Consider the following 18,467-nt stretch of genomic DNA (forward strand, 5'->3'; position numbering starts at 1 on the left):
AATTAGTTCAAATGACTATTTTCATCTTTTAAAGCTTTTACATCTGTAACTAACTGAGCTAAAGAAGCTCTATTTAGTCCATTGTAAATGCCTCTAATATGTTTGTTTTTATCAATTAAAAGAAAATTTTCTGAATGTAAAAAATCATCTATGTTTTTAGGTACTCCTAAATCATTTTCAACAAAATATTGATTTCTGCCAAGGTTATAAATAGCTGTTTTGTCACCAGTAACTAAATGCCATTTATTATCTATGACACCATGTTTTTCTGCATATTTTTTTAGCTCAGCCACAGAATCAATAGTTGGTGTAACTGAATGCGATAAAAATAATATTTCTTTATCTTGCTTAAACTCTTCTTGCAGTTTGACCATATTACTTGTCATTTTTGGACAAATACCTGGACAACTTGTAAAAAAGAAATCTGCAATGTAAATTTTATTATCAAAAGTTTTTTGTGTAACGGTATCTCCCAATTGATTGATTAATTCAAAATCGGGTATTTTATGAAATGCTTGCTCTTCATCTGTATTAGGTGTTAACCAGTTCGGTGTAAATGATTCCTCATTATAATAAGGTAAATAGTCTACCCTACTCGTTTCAGTTACTTTTATGTTTTCTTTTTTCACCTCGTCTTTACAACCAATCGTGATAACAAGAAAAAAGATCATTAAATATTTCATGTATGCATATATTATATTGAAGAATCTAACCTTGCATTATTCTTTCTTTTTAGCGTCACCAAAAATGGATTCGCTTCTGGCATCTTTTATGACAACCTCATCTTCTAATTGGTAACATAAATTTGCTTTTTTCATTCCAAAAATTCGGCCATTTTTGGCTTCATAATTGACATATATTTTACCGTTTTTAAGCCAAGCTTGTTGCATTCCCTCTTCCTTCCCATTAGTATAGTGCATTTGCTTTGCCAATTGACCAGAATCATACCAACGCTTTTCGACATCATGCAATTTTCCATTTTCATAATTTGATTCTGAAGCCAATACCCCATTTTTCCACCAAGCCCTATAACTACCTACCAATTTATTTTTACGGTAATTAGATTCTACCTTTAATTGACCGCTTGGAAACCAAATTTTAGCAACACCTTCTTTTTTCCCATTCAAAAACCCAACCTTTTGTTCTAAATTTCCATTCGAACCATAGCTTACTAAAAAACCATTAAAAAGATTATTATTGTAATACCAATTACCTTCATTACCATTAAGGACCAGTTTATTTTTAGTCACTTCTATGTCTGAAATCGTTTCAACTTCAACTAGTGAACTGACATTTTCTTCTGAAGTGCTTTTACAACTCAAAATAAATATTGAAAAAAGTACTAAAAATAAACTAGTGCTTTTCATATTAATATCCTTGATAAGGTCCTGCAAATAAGATATAAGACTCTGTATTTGAATAGATTTCATTTATGATATGATAGTGATATTCCTCCACACCTTCTGAATATTGAGTCGTAGTGGTATGACCTCCTGAACTATCTAAATCTGTTGGATAGGTACCCGTAGAATTACATTTTCTTCCATAAATAAATACACCATCTAACAAGATACCATTCAGCTTATCATCGTCATTACTAAATGCTATCGGTTCTAAGTGATAATGATAAACACCTGGTCCAATATGTGCACCCGTCCAATCTAAACTGGCTGCTGCTTGACTTAAAGGACCATTTCCTTCTGAATCATTAAAAATTGAAGCTCCACTTACAGCAATTCCAACAGTATTCAATTGCGTTGCAACTGTATTACCTGTTAAATTGGGAGTAGCATCTACCGTTATGGTAGTAGCATTATTATTACTTGACATTATTGACGGCGTAACTTCTACACCCTCCTCTTCCATATAAAGCGAATTACCTTCTCCCCAATAAACAGATTTATGATTTGGTAATCCGGTAGTTTCAATGGTAATAGTTGTACCTCCATCAGATAAATAAGCACTAACTGCATCAGTATTAAATGCAGCAAATTCAGCCGGTAATTCTGTTAAAGAAATATCTGAAGATTCCCCATTGATATCATCGTCGCTATTACAAGCAATAAAGTTGATAGATACTATTAAAATTATAAATGTTATGCTATTCTTAAAAAATCTTCTCATTTGTTATATTTTAGTATTGTTTTCTTTTTAGATGTGTTTTCTTAAATAAACTTGCGGTAAGGATAAAATTAATTTTGATTAACTGGTCGTTTTCTATTCCCTGGTCCTTGTTTATCATCTTTGTCAGCACTTTCAAGTTCCTCTTTCGTTATAAAACCATCTTTATCAGAATCAACCTGATCAAATTGTTCCAACAATGGTCCTTTAACCTCTTCTTTCGAAAGTTTTTCGTCATTATTTACGTCCATTTGTTTAACTATTTGCGTAGCACTTGGACGCTTTCCTTGCCCAACTGGTTGTTGGCCTCTTGGTGGACCTTGATGTTCTTCTTCTGTCATTTCGCCCATTAAACAACGACTCACATAAGGAAAATCAGTAGTAACCATGTACATATAATTTCCATTTATTGTAATACCATTACATTCATCTAAATCACCAACACCTTCAACATATTCAAAATCGGAAGTATAAGTTCCATCATGCTTATCTGCAACAGAAACATCTATTGAATTCATAGGGTTTGTGTAGGTACAATCTTCACCTTCACGCTCTCCAACTAACAATTTATAACTTGGCTTATAAGCATTTGTTTTAGAAAAGTAAATAGGAAACCCATCTTTTGCAAAACCAACATGTACCAAATCTTCACCAGTATCAAAATCTTCGATAACAGATGTTGGGGCACCATGATAATGATAGGCACCAGTAGGTTGAACATGTGCATGGTTAAAGTCAAGACCTAAACTAATTAAATCTTGAAAAGCCTCAACCCGATAGCTTTCTCCTGTATCACAAACTACCACCTCTGCAGTTCCTGGTTCAAATTTTACGCCATTTAAGGCTATTCCCGGCTCCCTAACCCATGTAGGTTCGCCAATATATTTAGGACTTAAAGGAAAAGTATAGGTTTTGTTTTGTGCTGCAATTGTATTTGGATTCCCTTTATTGGGAAACTGACCCGTTTTATGATTCGGCAAAGAATTGGTTACCATTTTACGTTCATTAGCGGTTACCGTAACTATAGTTTTTGTACCAAAAATTTCATCTTCTAAATCATATGATCCAAAATAATCATTATGAATATGAGGTACCTTTCCAACAGAAACAGTTTCAGTTGTAGCTGAAAATGTGTTTTTCTGAGAACTACAACTTACTATAACACCTGCAAGAATAATAGCAACTACACTATAAATTTTTCCCATTTGTATAATTATGTATTATTGTTTCTTTCTTTTTTTAGACTTCTTTTTATCTGATTTAGATAAAAAATATTTTAATTCTTCTAAATCAATTTCATTATCGTCATTCGTATCGATTTCTTCAAAATTATTAGTCAGCAAAAGTTTTTCTTTTGCAGCAATTTCAAGTGCATTTAATTTACCATCAGCGTTATCGTCAACTTCTTTCATTATTCTCACTGCTGATTCCCCTTTAGGTCCATTACCATTTAAAGATGCTTCTAATTCTGATAAATCAATATATTTATCATCATTAGTATCTATTAAATCAAAATCTTGAGAAATTTTACCTCTTTGATCCTTTGAAGCTTCATCAACATCTATCTTATCATCATTATTTGTATCCAATTTTGATAGAATTTGAGATGCATCAGGTTTTCCTCCATTATTCTGCCCACCTCGTTTACCTCTTTGCCCACCTGGACCTTGAGCAAAAATACTGGCACATAACAGTAAAGTGAAAATGGTGATTGTCATTTTTAAATTATAATTTCTCATCGTTTTATATTCGCTAGTTTATTTATTTAGATGTGTTTCATCAAAAATACTTGTGCTAAATTACATTTTTCTTCAAATAGGTTAATAGCTCCGTTAATTATCTAATTCCCTATTTAAATTAATAGCTATGGTTTTTGTTTTATCCATTAAACTTTTAGCGATTGCTAATTGGACTTCTGTTTGCAAAAGTCTATCAATTAAAGTATTCTGAAATTCTCTATTATTTAATAATTTATCATAATTAGATTGTTTTGAAAGGGCCTGAATTTTATTGTCTTTAGAATATCGCCCTGAAAGAATTTCAATTAATGATATATGTGCTTCTATCAGTGGTTGTAAACGATTAATAACAATATTTTGAATTTTTGTTTCCTGATTTTCAAAATTATCTAGTTCACTCGGATAGGCGGCAATTAATTCCTTCAACAAACCACTTTCAATAAACTCAAATTTGTTTGTGCTATTCACTGAGTTTATGGAAGCATTATGCAACTTTGTTATTTTATAATCGACACTAATAATTCCTTCTTTTACGTCATCCGTAAGTTCTTGATATTGCAGCCCCATATAACTCATCGTGTTTTTAATTACTTTGACATTTTCAGTATATCTAGTAATTGATGAATCTAAAAGTACTAAGTTTGAATTAAGCTCTTCATTTAAGCTTTCATATATTTTTAATTCTACAATCCTATTATTTTTAATTTCATTGAGATTATTTATCTTCCAAGCAATTAATATCCCAATAACAATCAGTAAAATTTCTCCTAATGCATAGACGAAATAACTTTTAATTTTCCCTGAAATCAATAAATTTTTTCTGATTTTTCTAAATAACCTCATCGCTAAAATTTTTTATATCATTTTAATAATATTGTTTTTATAAAAAAACTTCGTGATTACTCACGAAGCTTTTAGCAAAAACTAACTCAAAATGAAATTTTATATTAATTATTTAAATAACTACTAACCGCTGATGCTCTTTGTGAAACATGTGAATTTAACTCGTTTACGGCGGTCTGAAAATCAGAACTACTATTAAGGAAGGTATAACCCGTTACTTCTGTAGTTGCAAAAGGCTCAATTAATGCAGAATAGGTTCCATATAAAGATTGAATTGTACTCGTACTAAATGCCCCCTCTACAACTTCTTGCACATAAGTGTCATATTTATCCTTATAAACATCATCTGCATATAAATACCCAATTAATGGCCATTCTGAAGTATTTAACCCTGAAAAATCTAAAGGTAATGCACCACCTTGTTTACCGGTTTGCAATGCTTCATTATTATCCCAAGGAATCCATGTTAATTTATTAGTTTCTGGATTATTATATAAAAAATAATTATGCGTCATTCTCCCATAAGTGTCCCAATTTTGTACCACCGTATTTACGGCTAAATATTTAAGAAACACATCGGTATCTAAAACAGCATCCAAATCTGATCTCCAAGCCTCAGCATCTGCGGTTCTTGAACCATCATTCAGAATGTCTAATAAACTTTTTACATCAGAAAAATCAGCTTCGTCTTCATTATTTTTCTTTACATATTCATCTTCATCATATGAACCTGCCGCAAAACTTGCTGCGTCACCATCTGGTTTATATAAATTACCATCATCATCTGAAAACTGATCATCTAAAACAGTGTCATCAACTTCTTCAACCATCGTATAGAGCCCAAAATACTGTGGTCCATCACCATGATCTACATAAACCGTATAAAATGCCGTGTGAGATGCCACTAAACCAGCATTTCTAAATACATCGGTAGCTACCTTTTCACGCAACATTGATTTATCATCGAAATTATTTTTAAGGCTTAATTTTTTAAAGCCATAGAAACGTTGATTATCGATTTGTGGATAATCATCTTCATATTCGTCAAAATCAAGTTTAAAAGATAGTTTTAAAATACCTGATTGCCAACTCGTTTGCAAACTTGAATTCCCTTTGAATCGCACACCTACTCTATACCATTCTAGTCCATTATAAAACACTTCTGCTGGGACAAAAATTGGATTCTCATCCACATCAGATGAAACCCCTCCTGGTCTATTGCCCCCACCAAAAGTGCCATAAAGACTTGTCATATCATCTAACATACTTTGCCATCGTGTTTCTGAAATTACAATATCAATTCGTTTTACAGCTTCATCTTCAAATACTTCATCAAAGTTTGGGTCTACATCTTTGGTATGTGTCTCTGTTGTCCAATCCGTTGCAATAAAATCGGTATCGTCAACTTCAACTATTTCTTCCTCATCTTCAGTAATGGTATCATCATCACTGCAAGAATTAAAGGATACGATTATAGCACTAAAAATTAATGCCATAAAAAGCATATTGACATTCTGTTTAATTTTCTTCATCTGTCTGATTTGTTAATATTTAAATTCTTTTTATTTCTTTAAATTATTTTCCTTCTCTTCTTTTTGGTTTTGGTGCTTTTTCAAATTCTTTTTCAGAAATAAAACCATCCTCATCAGTATCTATAGTCGTAAATTCATCTTTTAAAGGTCCTTTAACTTCATCTTTAGAAAGTTTACCGTCTTCGTTGGCATCCATCTGTTTAATCAGTTCCGTAAATGTTGGCGGCTTCTTTCTTTCCTGTTTGTTACCTGATTGCCCAAACGAGCTCGTAGAAATAAATAATGTTAATCCAAAAACTATTACTATTGTTTTAATTGTGTTACTTTTCATATGTATTATTTTTAAATGTTATATAACTTTAGATGTTTAATTCAAAAATAACTTGTGGACTCAAATGTTAAAAAAATGCAAAAAAAAGACCCTCAGTATTTTGAGGGTCCTTGAAACTATTTTGTAAAAAAATTACGGTACTATTAATCATTTTTAGATGGTGGAGGAGGCATTTGATTTGGATTACTACCTCCATGTCGTGCATTTTTAATAATATCATTAAATCGTTTTTTTTGCTCATCATTGCATAATTCATGGATGGCTCTTAAATTATAAAACACCTCAGTTTCTAATAGATACTGTTTCATACCTATAATCGTTGTAACGGAATCAATTTCCTGCTTATTTAATGAGTCTTTTGAAATTTTACTAAATAGAACGTCTTTTTGTTTTTTTATGTCATCAGAAATAGTGTTCATTTTTTTACGATGTGCATTGCTTATCGTTTTAAATTGATCCATTTGAGATTGATCAAATTTTAATTGTTTCACTATAAAATCATCTGGCCCTTTTGGTCCTTTTGCACCAGGTCTTCCTAAATAATTAAATAAAAAGAATCCATTGACTACGATTAAAAATGCGAGTAGAATGTATAAGAGTAAATTTTTCTTCATGATTAATTTAATAACGAGGTTGCGGTATTTGTTGATAATCCATACGTTTCAGCAAACTGACTAACATTTTCATCATATTTTGTTTCTTGTAACTTCGTAAAAGCGACTATATTTAAAACAATTATACAGACCAAAGTAGCCAATTGTAATTTAGGTGTAAACCAAGACCAAATTGTTGGCTGTTCTTCCTTCTCAGCGAACAATCTATTCATGGTTTTACCTTTTAAAAAAGGAGACACATTAACCGTTTCAATAGTGTCCATCGCCTCTAGCGTACGCTCTATTTTATGTTGTATGTTCTTATTTGTTTCCATGACTTTTAATTCTACTAATTTAGATGCTATAATTTATAAAAACTTGCGTCATTTATTGTTTTTATAATAAATTTCTAATATTTCTTGTAATTTTTTCTTTGCTCGAAAGAGTAAAGACTCAACAGAGGATATACTTTTTTCTGTAATATCGCTAATTTCTTGATAGCTCAACCCATCCACTTTGCTTAGTGTAAATACCACCTTCTGAGCTTCTGGCAATTGATTTATAGCTTTAAAAAGTGTTTCACTTTTCTCCCTGTTTTCCAACAATACTCCCGGATGGTTCATTTCCGTAAAATAGTTGGTACTATCAGCAGGAATATCATTTCCTATAATAGATTGTAAAAATGCAAAGCGTTTTTTAGTACTTTTTTTTCTAATGAATTCCAATGATTTATTGGTTGCTATTCGGTAAATCCAAGTAGATAATTTAGAATTTCCCTTAAATCTACTTATGGAATTAAAAACCTCAACAAAAACCTCTTGTGCAATATCTTCAGCATCTTCTTTATTAGGAACAAACGAGATACAAGTTGAAAACACTTTTTGCTGATAGTCATCAATTAATTGACTAAAAGCATGCTGTTTGCCTTGTTGTAATTCTTTTATAAACTGCTCCTCTTGCAATACGTAAATGTTAAAAATAGAATTTAATTAATAAATGACTTGCCGGTAGTTACTTCTTTTTATTCCGTTTATTATAATTCTTATCTCCTCTGGTTTTTGGCTTTTTGTATTTTGCTGCAATCTTATATTGATAAGACCCACCTTGATTGGTTTTTTTATTTTTCTCTGACTTTTCGTGAAAACCTGATCCTAAAGTTTCATCTCTTTTTTTCAGCTGATTTTTAGGCTCGTCCGTTTTTGGTTGTTCTGCCGGTATTAACCGTTTGGAGACTTCAATGCTTTCAGGAAATGGAATTTCTTCAATCTTCATCTGCATTAAATCTTCAATGACGTTTTTATATTCCTGCTCTCTTTCCGTATAAAATAAAATACTTTCTCCCTTCTTTTCTGCACGCCCAGTTCTACCAATACGATGCATATAATTTTCAGGAAAATTAGGTGTATCAAAATTGATTACATGAGAGATTTCATTTAAATCAAGACCACGTGCCATTACATCAGTCGTAACTAATATTCTATTGACTCCTTGATCAAACTGTTTCATAGATCGTAATCTATAATTTTGAGTTTTATTAGAATGAATGATACAAAGATCGTTGTTATACGTTTCGTCCAACTCTTCAAATAACCTATCTGCATTTCTTTTATTAGAAACAAAGACCAGTACTTTTTTAAAAGTTGTAGCGTCTTTTAATAAATCAATTAACAAATTTGCCTTGGTATAAAAATTAGGAACCATATAGCAACTTTGCGTAATATTTTCAAGTGGTGTTCCACTTAACGCCACCGTTATTTTTACTGGAGCAACAAAAAAGTCAGTAATTAACTGGTCAACATCATCTGTCATTGTTGCAGAAAACATTATGTTCTGGCGATTGGCGGGTAATAAATCAAACAAATTAGTCAACTGAAATCGAAAACCCAAATCAAGCATAACATCAACTTCATCTATCACTAATTTTTTAATAGATTTAAGTTGTAATGCTCTACTCAACACCAAATCATATAGGCGTCCAGGTGTGGCAACAATTATGTCATAGCCTTGATCTAACATCGCTTTTTGTGTATTGATATTAGTTCCTCCATAAAGACCTATAACTCTATTGTTTAGGTATTTTCCAAACTTATTAATCTCCTCAACAACTTGAACAACCAATTCTCGAGTAGGTACTAACACCAAAACTCTTGGATGTTTTTCTTCAGAAAATTTAAGTTGTTGCAAAATAGGCAGCATGTAAGCCAACGTCTTACCTGTACCCGTTTGAGCAATTCCTATAACATTTTTACCCGAAGCGATAACAGGAAATGCCTCTGATTGTATTGGAGTTGGAGTTGTAAACCCCAAATCATCAATAGCATATCCTAACTGTTTAGAAATCTTAAAATCTTCAAAAGTTTCCATCATTATAAAATTTTATGCAAAAGTAAGGTATTGAGACCATCTTGACTACTTTCTTTTTTTAAGAAAAGCTTCTAGTTAAAATACCTCAAAAAATGGCTTGGCTATAAATTTTCACTTTTACAAATTAAAAAAGCCATCCCAATAATTGAGATGGCTTTTTAAAATTATCGTTTAAATTATTTACTCTATTACTGTTTCTTCAATTTCTGTTTCTTCAATCACTTCTTTTTCAACAGTAAAATTGGTACGTCTGTTTAATTGATGATCTGCACTAGAACATCTAACTCCATCAGCACATTTATTAGCCAATTGAGATTCTCCTAAGCCTTCATAAGTAAGTCTGCTTGGATCAATTCCTTTTGCTATCATATACTCAACAGTAGATTTTGCTCTACGTTCAGATAGTTTTTGGTTATATCCTTTTGGACCTCTAGAATCAGTATGTGAAGCTGAATGAATTCTTAAATCTGGGTATTTATTTAATACCTCAACAACTTTATCTAATTCTTCGGCCGCATCTTTACGAATATTGTGTTTATCAAAGTCGAAATAAATAACGTTAATATTCACTAATACCTCATCACCTACTAATTTAAATTCAGGCTCTAAATCAACATTCTGTACTATTGCTGGGGCATTTAAATCATTAACAGTACTAACTTCTATGTCTAACTTTAAATAACCATCGTTCATAGTGACTAAAGTATACTCGCTATCACAAGGTACATCAAATGTATATGCTGCAGTATCTTCTGTCGCAGCAGTTATTTGTAACTGATTACCTTCACTATCTAAAATAGAGACTAGAGCACCTGGTAATAATTCTTGTGTGACTTTATCTCTAACCACACCTTTAACCGTTTGCAAACATTCTATAAAAAGTTTTTCATCAACTTTAAAAGAGTAAATATCATCATCTCCTTTACCTTCTTTTCTGTTTGAAGAAAAATAACCTTGCGTGTCATCTCTTAAGATATAAGCAAAATCATCTTTAGGGCTATTTAATGGCTCCCCTAAATTAATTGGCTCTGATATCGTATGGTCATAGATTTTGCTTGCAAACAAATCTAAGTTACCGAAACCAGCATGTCCATTTGAAGAAAAGTACAATACATTATCTGCATCTATATGAGGAAACATTTCACGTTCTTCTGTATTAACTTCTTCACCTAAATTTTCAGGTTCACTGTACGTTCCATCTTCATTAACATCAACTACCCAAATGTCGGTTTTACCTATAGACCCCGGTCTGTCAGAAACAAAATATAATTTTTTCTCATCAACAGTTAAACTTGGTAAACCCGTTTGAAATTCATCAGAATTAAAATCTAATTTTTTAACATTTGTCCAAGCTCCATCAACACCAACTGATGCCTTGTAGAGTTGAATATTATCAATTCCTTTTGAACTTTTTACCGATTTTCCTTTCGCGTCATAATTATTAGCAGAAAAATAAACTGTTTTCAAATCTTTTGTAAACGTAACAGAAGCTTCATGTTGTTTTCTGTTTACATCACCACGTAAACTCTTTTTGTTAATAATTTGACCTGTACTGTCAATATCACCAACAAATAAATCTAAATAAGGTTGGTCATTTCCATCCCAATTTCTTCGAATAATTGCTACTTTCTCAGTAGGAGAGGCAAAAACTACACGGTCTTTACCATAAAAATTAAGTCCAAAATCTGAATTTTTTGTATTAACTTTTAATAACTTAATACTGTGTTTTCCAGGCGTTGATTGTGCCATCATTAAGAAGGAGCAAAGCAATAAACTTAAGGTAATTATTTTTTTCATATCTTTTTTTTTCTTGTAAGTATATTTTATAATTCCACAATTATAAGTACTGAATTTTTAGGGGATAAATTCTAAAAAAGAGTCAGATTTCAAAAAACAAATTTAACAAATAAAATTTAACACATATTATATCATGGTTACCTTTTGTTAAATTAGAACCAAAATTGTCGTAAAAGACTTGTAATAAAAGGCTTAAAGGATATTATTTTTCTTAAAATTTTCTATAATTTTTCTTCAATTTTGACTTTTTCTTTAAATTCCAGCCCATTATAATCCAATTTCCAGCCAAAAGTACTTACCATTTGCTCTATAATTTTAACAGTCTCAAGTGCTTTAGAGGTTGCAGATACTAGCAGTTCACTTTCTGGAATTTTATTCTCAATATTAATTTTTACTTTTTTATTTAGGTCACTTAAATCTTTCGCCGCAAACTTATTAAAATAACCATGCTTTACATCGTAGTATTGAATATCTGTTTCAATACTCAAGATTTCTGGCTCGGGAAAATGTTCAAGGATTAATTTTTTCTTTTCAGGCTTTGATTGTAACTTAATTTTTTTCATATCAAACCCAATTAAAACCTTAGCATTGGCAAGTACAATAGCCTTCTTTTTACTATTTACCAAGTTTAACAGCACGCCTTTTACATCTTCAAAATGCATAATTTCAGAAAAATCACCTTCAACGGTAATCATTTTAGATACATTTCTTATTTTTTCTAAAAGCACTACAGATTGCTCTTCCGATTTATTTTTAAAAAACCGTTTACTAAATAACAACACAACTATTCCTAAAAATAGTATTCCAATAAGCACTCCTAATATGAAATCCATAAACTATTTTATTTTTTTGTACGCAGTATTTAATTGCATCGAATGTTGAAAATAGGTTTATCTTTTAATAGCTCTCAACATTTCTCTTTTACCTGGAGGGCCAGGCAACCTTTCAACCGTAAAACCAACTTCTTGCATTGCCCTTCGCACGCTTCCTTTAGCAGCATACGTTACTAAAATTCCATTTACCTTTAAAGCATTATACATTTTCTGAAACATTATCGCCGTCCAATGCTCTGGTTGTACTCTTGCACCAAAGGCATCATAATAGACTAAATTAAAACGATTTACATCATCAATAGCGTCAAAAAACTGTTCTCTTTTCGTTAAACTAAATTCATTTGATAGCTGATGTTCTTTTTCCCAAGCGATTGTATGCATTTCATCAAAAATGGGTTTTTCATTTTCAACTTTTAATTCAGTAACATAATTTAACTTAATAATATCTTCATTTTCAACGGGATAAGCTTCTACGCCAACATAATCTATGTTGCGTATCGATTTTTTCGATTCTAAATAGGTAATAAAAGCGTTTAAGCCGGTTCCAAAACCTATTTCTAAAATGGAAATATTTTCCGTTAAAGCAATTTCATTAAACCCCTTATCAATAAATACGTGATAAGCTTCCTGAATAGCTCCGTGTTTAGAATGGTACTGCTCATTCCAATCTGGCAAATGGATTGTTGTAGACCCATCTGAGGTAATCATTATTTCTCTCTTCAAACTAATTGATTATAAGTTTCTTTATCTTAGGAATGGGACCTGTACATCGTGTTTGATGACAAGCAATACAACTATTTACCGATTGATTAAAGTAATAAGCCGTAGAATCAGATTTTGTTGAATATGTTGCTTTTTGAAATTTCACAAATTGAACTGCCAAACTATCAAATTCAGAATCGCGTTCATCTGGATCGGTCATTATAGCGTTGTGAATTTTCACAAACTCTTCTGGAAACGCAGATAACCTTTCTCTATTTATAATTTGAGCCTTTGTCAGTTTATTAAACTCATACATTTGTCGCATTAACAAAGCCATTTCAGATGGTTCGTACATTTTCATTTCAGGCCCTACTTTTTCCTTTTTCACAGGTTTACTGCATGCCGCTAACAACAAAACAGTAAACAAAAAACAGAACGATTTATGCATTATTAATTTGAACATTAAAATAAGAATAAGTAGTTGAACTTATATACTTAATTAGGGTTTCAACAAAACACCATCAGCTTCGAAAGCATAAGTGAATTTTGGCTCCGTAATTTTTGCAATTTCTTCCTCTGTTTTACCAGCATCTTTCGCAAAATGTTGTAATTCTTCTACCGAAGTCTCTGTCACATAAGCTCTACCATTAACAATAACATCTTTTTTATCAGCATCTAAAGGCACAAAAAAGCCATAGTCTTTAAAACGAACCATAGATTCTTTAGCATCTCCTAAATCCAATTTCATCCAACACCCTTTTGCTTTACAAACTTCATTAATATTTGATGCAAATTTTACAGCAACGGTATCTCCCGCTTTAAGGTTTTCAAACTTTGCTGCCATTTCTTCTTTTGAAATAACATTTTCGTCTGTAATTTTTTCTCCAAAAGAAGCATATTCAATCTTTGCTTGCTCTTTATCTTCAACTTCTTTTTTCTCCTCTTTACAGGCTACCATAGCCAAAAAACATGTCAACAATACTAATTTTCGCATAATGTGTATAATTTTTATACAAAAATATAGTTTTAAACTTAATTTTAGGCAAGAATCGCTACTTTTGTTACCTAAATAGAGCGTTATGAGTACAGCAACTACTTTAAATATGAACATAGAAAAAACTAAAAAATCTAAACTTCCACAAGTTGATTTTAACAATTTACCATTTGGTCAAACTTTTTCTGATCATATGTTCGTTTGCGATTATAAAGACGGAAAATGGCAAACACCTCAAATTATACCTTATCAGAATATTAGCTTAGACCCTGCAGCAAAAATTTTCCATTATGGGCAATCAGTTTTTGAAGGTATGAAAGCCTATAAGGATGAGGAAGATCACATCTGGTTATTTAGACCTTTAGAAAATCAAAAACGTATCAACATATCTTCTGAGCGATTGGCAATGCCTCCATTTCCTGAAAATTATTTTATGGAAGGCTTAGAGACCTTATTAAAAATTGAAAAAGACTGGATTCCTCAAACACCGGGAAGCTCATTATATATTAGACCATTTATTTTTGCTACTGGTACCGGATTGCATGCTTCACCTTCAACTGAATACAAGTTTATAATAGCTTGTGCTCCTTCTGGAGCTTATTTTGCAGGAAATGTAAAAGTATTAATTGAAGAAAAATATTCTCGTTCTGCAAATGGCGGTGTTGGTTTTGCAAAAGCTGGAGGAAATTATGCTGGCCAGTTTTATCCTACACAATTAGCCGTTGAAAAAGGTTACCATCAGGTAATTTGGACCGATGACAATACGCATGAGTTTATTGAAGAAGCGGGTGCCATGAATATTTTTGTTAGAATTGGAGATACTTTAATTACGAGCCCAACTAGCGACAGAATCTTAGATGGTATTACTAGAAAAAGCATCTTAAAAATAGCAGAAGACGAAGGCATACCTGTTGAAGTACGAAAATTTACCGTTTCTGAATTAACGGAAGCTTCTAAAAACGGAACCCTAAAAGAAATGTTTGGAGCGGGAACAGCTGCTGTTATTTCGCCAATTTCATTGTTTGGTCATAGAGGAAAAGACTATGAATTACCAGAAATTGAAAACAGCTATGCGGCACGGTTTAAAAAACGTATTACGGACATTCAGTATAATAGATCTGAAGACAAATTTGGCTGGAGGTATCTTGTCAAATAGACATTAGAATAAAATATAAAAAAGGGTAAAATTTCTATGGAACAGAAATTTTACCCTTTTTAATTTAAATCTAAGATTTAAAATCGGTTTTACTTTTTATCCAAAATCTCTGCGATATTCGGTTTAAAATAATTAGGACCTTTTAAAACCTTGCCATCTTCACGGTAAATGGGCTTTCCATCTTCACCCAATTTACTCATATTACTGCGTTGTATTTCATTAAATACTTCTTCAATTTTATGTTGCATACCGTGTTCTATTATGGTTCCACATAATATGTACAACATATCGCCCAAGGCATCTGCCACCTCCACTAAATCGTTACTTTCAGCAGCCTCTAAATATTCATTATTCTCTTCGTCCATTAAGTTAAAACGTAGTTTTATTTTATCTGGCGATAAGTTGGCTATAGGTTTATGTTCAACCCCCAAACCGAAGGCTTCGTGAAATTCTTTGACAGCTTTTATTTTATCTTGCATTATTGTTCTATTTTTGTAGGGATAAATATAAGAGAAAAATGTTTAGTAAAGGACAAGCTGTTTTTGGGATATTATTTGCAATAGCTTTTATCATTTTTATAGCATGGAGCTATAGAAAAGACTTAAAACTTCATAAACTATATTATAAAAATGTTTGGGTTGTAGGTTTTGCAATAATTGCCGTAATTGCTATTTTTGGTGTATTGACTTTTATGTTACACGGTAATTAGATCTATACCTCCTTTACCGAAATAATCTTAACCGGACAGGCTTCTTTTGCCTTTATATTACTTTCAAAAATAGAATGGTCTGGCGACTTTAACGTAAAAAAGCCTTTTTTCTCAACACCCTGAAGCAATACTGATTTTCCGTCTTTTTTTGACATCTGAAACTGGCTAGGAGCCAGCTCCACACAATAATTACACCCTATACATTTAGCTCTTTGAAGCGTTACAATTACCATAACCTATTAAGCTTGAGCAAATTCAGTTGCTACAATTTTATATAATTTATCTGACGGTCTAATTCTAAACGCTAAGGGCATAGTAACAGAATCTCCTTTGGTAGCCGTAGTTCCATTTTGATCATTGATAAACATTTCATCTATTTTCATTTCTTGAGCTCCCGTTGTTGGGCCGGTAATTAAAATTGTATCTCCAACAGAAATGTCATACGCTTCCACCTTAAATTCACCAATGTTAGCTTTAGGAAAATAGTGCATCCCTTTACCTACATATACTTTTTTCTGTGTGGCATGCGACCCAGAACCTGTACTCCATTCCCCCAGTTTTTGCCCCAAATAATAACCATTCCAAAACCCACGGTTATACACTTTTTCCAATTCCTGCATCCATCCAATAACTTTTTCTTTATCATAGGTACCTTTAGCAAGACTATCGATAGCGTCTCTATAACATTTTATTACGCTGGCTACATATTCAGGAGCTCTACCTCTACCTTCAATCTTTAGAACTTTAATACCTGCATCTGCTACTTGATCTAAAAAATCGATGGTACATAAATCTTTAGGAGACATAATGTATTCGTTATCCAACTCCATTTCAAAGCCTGTTTCTTGATCAATAACAGTATACTTTTTTCTACAATTTTGTTTGCAGGCTCCTCTATTAGCACTTGAATTATGCGAATGCAAACTCATATAACACTTACCTGAAACTGCCATACACAAAGCTCCATGTCCGAAAATTTCTATTTCAACCAACCTCCCTGAAGGACCTTTTATTTGCTCTTTTTCAATTTGTTCTGTAATCTTTTTTACTTGACGTAAACTCAATTCTCTACTCAATACAATCGTATCAGCGAATAAGGCATAAAACTTAACCGTTTCTATATTGGTTACATTTATTTGCGTAGAAATGTGCACTTCCATACCGATAGTTCTCGCTACCGAAATTACGGCCTGATCCATCGCTATTACCGCTGTAATATCAGCTTCCTTAGCTTTGGTTATTAAGGTTTTTACAATCGATAAATCATGATCGTAAATTATTGTATTTAAGGTCAAATAGGTACGAATACCTTTTTTGCTACATCGGCTAGAAATTTCTTCTAAATCATCCAATGTAAAATTAATAGTAGCTCTGGCTCTCATGTTCAATTGCTCTACTCCAAAATAAACGGAATCAGCACCATTATCAATAGCAGCTTGTAACGATTCAAAGTTTCCGGCAGGAGCCATTAATTCAATTTTCTGCATGGCTTTATTTTTTAAACTTTAACACTTCAGACCTTCCTTTTTTGAAGATTTTATTGCTATTATGAGTTCCTTTTCTCAATTCCTTTTGCTCTTCAAAAGGTAAATTATGCACTTCTTGGCATTGTTCTGAACAGCAACCTTGCATTTTTTCTTTACAAGCATCACATTGTATAAACAATAAGTGACATGCTTCATTTTCGCAATTCACATGGGTATCACATGGAGTACCACATTGATGGCAATTGGCAATTACATCTTCAGAAATTTTTTCTGCCCTACGGTGGTCAAAAACAAAGTTTTTACCTACAAACTTATTTTCTAATTTCTCTTCATTTACTTGTCGCACATACTCAATGATTCCACCTTCCAATTGAAACACATTTTTAAACCCTTTGTGTTTATAATAGGCACTGGCTTTTTCGCAACGGATTCCTCCGGTACAGTACATTAACAAATTTTTATCCTCTTTATGCTCTTTTAAATCTTCTTCAATAATATCTAAAGAATCTCTAAAGGTATCTACATCAGGGGTAACGGCTCCATCAAAATGACCAATTTCACTTTCGTAATGGTTCCTCATATCTACACAAACCGTATTTGGGTCTGCCAACAATTCATTAAACTCTTTCGCTTTTAAATGCACACCAATATTGGTAACATCAAACGTATCGTCGTTTAATCCATCAGCTACAATTTTATCTCGTACTTTAACTTTTAGCTTTAAAAAGGACTTATTATCTTGCTCTACGGCAATATTTAAACGGACATTCTCTAAAAACGGAATGGCGTCTAACTTTGTTTTGAAGTGATTAAAATTATCGGCAGGTACCGAAAGTTGTGCATTAATACCTTCGTGTGCCACATAAATACGACCAAGCACGTCTTGTTCGTTCCATAACACAAATAAATGGTTTCTAAATAAAGTGGGATTACCAATTTTGGAATATGCGTAGAAAGACAAGGTTAATCGCTGCTTACCTGCTTGCTCAATTAACGTTGCTCTTTCTTTGGCACTTAATGTATTGTACAGTTGCATGCTATACCAATTTTTAACTGTTAAAGAAAATTCAATATTAACACCATTTTTGTATTAAAATGACCACAATAAAATGCCCTTTTTTAATTTCTACTGGAACATAAAAAGAAACTATAACTATGGCTATGCTTAATTTTTCTATTTCGTATAAAGAAAAAAATCCTCATTTTCTTATGCCGTAATTTCAAAACAGAAATGGTATATGCTGCAAAAGTAAAGGTTTTAGCTCT

General features: G+C 32.1%; 23 protein-coding genes. 2 read left to right on the forward strand and 21 right to left on the reverse strand.

From position 1 onward, the window contains the following. Positions 1-2: 2 nt before the first annotated feature. The 17 genes from D3P13_RS08405 to D3P13_RS08485 form a co-directional block, all read right to left on the reverse strand. Complete coding sequence (locus D3P13_RS08405; RefSeq protein ID WP_117881285.1) at positions 3-683, reverse strand: SCO family protein; 681 nt, start codon at positions 681-683, stop codon at positions 3-5. A 36-nt stretch (positions 684-719) separates the two neighbouring features. Next, positions 720-1,367, reverse strand: a complete 648-nt coding sequence (locus tag D3P13_RS08410) for a toxin-antitoxin system YwqK family antitoxin (RefSeq protein ID WP_117881288.1) — start codon at positions 1,365-1,367, stop codon at positions 720-722. 1 nt (position 1,368) lies between these two features. After that, positions 1,369-2,124, reverse strand: coding sequence for a YHYH protein (locus D3P13_RS08415; RefSeq protein WP_117881291.1), 756 nt, complete (start codon positions 2,122-2,124; stop codon positions 1,369-1,371). Positions 2,125-2,192: 68 nt separating this feature from the next. Beyond that, the gene (locus D3P13_RS08420) at positions 2,193-3,326 is read right to left on the reverse strand and encodes a YHYH protein (RefSeq protein ID WP_117881294.1); all 1,134 of its coding nucleotides are present in this window, start codon (positions 3,324-3,326) and stop codon (positions 2,193-2,195) included. Positions 3,327-3,341: 15 nt separating this feature from the next. Beyond that, complete coding sequence (locus D3P13_RS08425; protein WP_157972869.1) at positions 3,342-3,839, reverse strand: EF-hand domain-containing protein; 498 nt, start codon at positions 3,837-3,839, stop codon at positions 3,342-3,344. Positions 3,840-3,953: 114 nt separating this feature from the next. Further along, the gene (locus D3P13_RS08430; protein ID WP_117881299.1) at positions 3,954-4,703 is read right to left on the reverse strand and encodes a hypothetical protein; all 750 of its coding nucleotides are present in this window, start codon (positions 4,701-4,703) and stop codon (positions 3,954-3,956) included. A gap of 104 nt (positions 4,704-4,807) precedes the next feature. After that, positions 4,808-6,235 (reverse strand): CotH kinase family protein, encoded by a 1,428-nt coding sequence (locus tag D3P13_RS08435; RefSeq protein WP_117881302.1) that lies wholly within the window; start codon positions 6,233-6,235, stop codon positions 4,808-4,810. A 43-nt stretch (positions 6,236-6,278) separates the two neighbouring features. Then, positions 6,279-6,566 (reverse strand): EF-hand domain-containing protein, encoded by a 288-nt coding sequence (locus D3P13_RS08440; RefSeq protein ID WP_117881305.1) that lies wholly within the window; start codon positions 6,564-6,566, stop codon positions 6,279-6,281. 143 nt (positions 6,567-6,709) lie between these two features. Continuing rightward, positions 6,710-7,180, reverse strand: a complete 471-nt coding sequence (locus tag D3P13_RS08445) for a hypothetical protein (protein ID WP_117881308.1) — start codon at positions 7,178-7,180, stop codon at positions 6,710-6,712. A gap of 2 nt (positions 7,181-7,182) precedes the next feature. After that, positions 7,183-7,494 (reverse strand): hypothetical protein, encoded by a 312-nt coding sequence (locus D3P13_RS08450; RefSeq protein ID WP_117881310.1) that lies wholly within the window; start codon positions 7,492-7,494, stop codon positions 7,183-7,185. A 48-nt stretch (positions 7,495-7,542) separates the two neighbouring features. Continuing rightward, positions 7,543-8,121: an RNA polymerase sigma factor gene (locus D3P13_RS08455; RefSeq protein WP_117881313.1), complete on the reverse strand. Its 579-nt coding sequence runs from the start codon at positions 8,119-8,121 to the stop codon at positions 7,543-7,545. 49 nt (positions 8,122-8,170) lie between these two features. Then, positions 8,171-9,523 (reverse strand): DEAD/DEAH box helicase, encoded by a 1,353-nt coding sequence (locus D3P13_RS08460; RefSeq protein ID WP_117881316.1) that lies wholly within the window; start codon positions 9,521-9,523, stop codon positions 8,171-8,173. Positions 9,524-9,703: 180 nt separating this feature from the next. After that, a complete protein-coding gene (locus D3P13_RS08465; RefSeq protein WP_117881319.1) occupies positions 9,704-11,320 on the reverse strand; it encodes an OmpA family protein in 1,617 nt (538 codons plus the stop codon). Between the two features lie 221 nt (positions 11,321-11,541). Then, the gene (locus tag D3P13_RS08470; protein ID WP_117881322.1) at positions 11,542-12,153 is read right to left on the reverse strand and encodes a DUF4230 domain-containing protein; all 612 of its coding nucleotides are present in this window, start codon (positions 12,151-12,153) and stop codon (positions 11,542-11,544) included. Between the two features lie 57 nt (positions 12,154-12,210). Continuing rightward, positions 12,211-12,876 (reverse strand): tRNA (5-methylaminomethyl-2-thiouridine)(34)-methyltransferase MnmD, encoded by a 666-nt coding sequence (gene mnmD / locus D3P13_RS08475; protein WP_117881325.1) that lies wholly within the window; start codon positions 12,874-12,876, stop codon positions 12,211-12,213. A gap of 1 nt (position 12,877) precedes the next feature. Further along, positions 12,878-13,243, reverse strand: coding sequence for a hypothetical protein (locus D3P13_RS08480; protein ID WP_232829159.1), 366 nt, complete (start codon positions 13,241-13,243; stop codon positions 12,878-12,880). A 111-nt stretch (positions 13,244-13,354) separates the two neighbouring features. Then, on the reverse strand, positions 13,355-13,849 hold the full coding sequence (locus D3P13_RS08485) for a DUF4920 domain-containing protein (protein ID WP_117881332.1): 495 nt from the start codon (positions 13,847-13,849) through the stop codon (positions 13,355-13,357). A gap of 85 nt (positions 13,850-13,934) precedes the next feature. Between D3P13_RS08485 and D3P13_RS08490 the strand changes: the two genes are divergently transcribed. Then, the gene (locus tag D3P13_RS08490) at positions 13,935-15,005 is read left to right on the forward strand and encodes a branched-chain amino acid aminotransferase (protein WP_117881335.1); all 1,071 of its coding nucleotides are present in this window, start codon (positions 13,935-13,937) and stop codon (positions 15,003-15,005) included. Positions 15,006-15,094: 89 nt separating this feature from the next. Here D3P13_RS08490 and D3P13_RS08495 read toward each other — a convergent pair whose 3' ends face one another. After that, complete coding sequence (locus D3P13_RS08495) at positions 15,095-15,484, reverse strand: pyrophosphohydrolase domain-containing protein (protein WP_117881338.1); 390 nt, start codon at positions 15,482-15,484, stop codon at positions 15,095-15,097. 38 nt (positions 15,485-15,522) lie between these two features. Here D3P13_RS08495 and D3P13_RS08500 point away from each other — a divergent pair, with 38 nt between their 5' ends. Then, complete coding sequence (locus D3P13_RS08500; RefSeq protein ID WP_117881340.1) at positions 15,523-15,714, forward strand: hypothetical protein; 192 nt, start codon at positions 15,523-15,525, stop codon at positions 15,712-15,714. A 2-nt stretch (positions 15,715-15,716) separates the two neighbouring features. On the opposite strand, the gene D3P13_RS08505 is transcribed toward D3P13_RS08500, so the two are convergent. The 3 genes from D3P13_RS08505 to trhO are packed head-to-tail and all read right to left on the reverse strand — an operon-like array spanning position 15,717 to position 18,237. Then, positions 15,717-15,947, reverse strand: coding sequence for a ferredoxin (locus D3P13_RS08505; RefSeq protein ID WP_117881343.1), 231 nt, complete (start codon positions 15,945-15,947; stop codon positions 15,717-15,719). 6 nt (positions 15,948-15,953) lie between these two features. After that, a complete protein-coding gene (locus D3P13_RS08510) occupies positions 15,954-17,201 on the reverse strand; it encodes a peptidase U32 family protein (protein ID WP_117881346.1) in 1,248 nt (415 codons plus the stop codon). A 4-nt stretch (positions 17,202-17,205) separates the two neighbouring features. Continuing rightward, positions 17,206-18,237: an oxygen-dependent tRNA uridine(34) hydroxylase TrhO gene (trhO, locus tag D3P13_RS08515; RefSeq protein ID WP_117881349.1), complete on the reverse strand. Its 1,032-nt coding sequence runs from the start codon at positions 18,235-18,237 to the stop codon at positions 17,206-17,208. Positions 18,238-18,467: the final 230 nt, after the last annotated feature.

Source organism: Aureibaculum luteum (genome assembly GCF_003449015.1).
Lineage (GTDB): Bacteria > Bacteroidota > Bacteroidia > Flavobacteriales > Flavobacteriaceae > Aureibaculum > Aureibaculum luteum.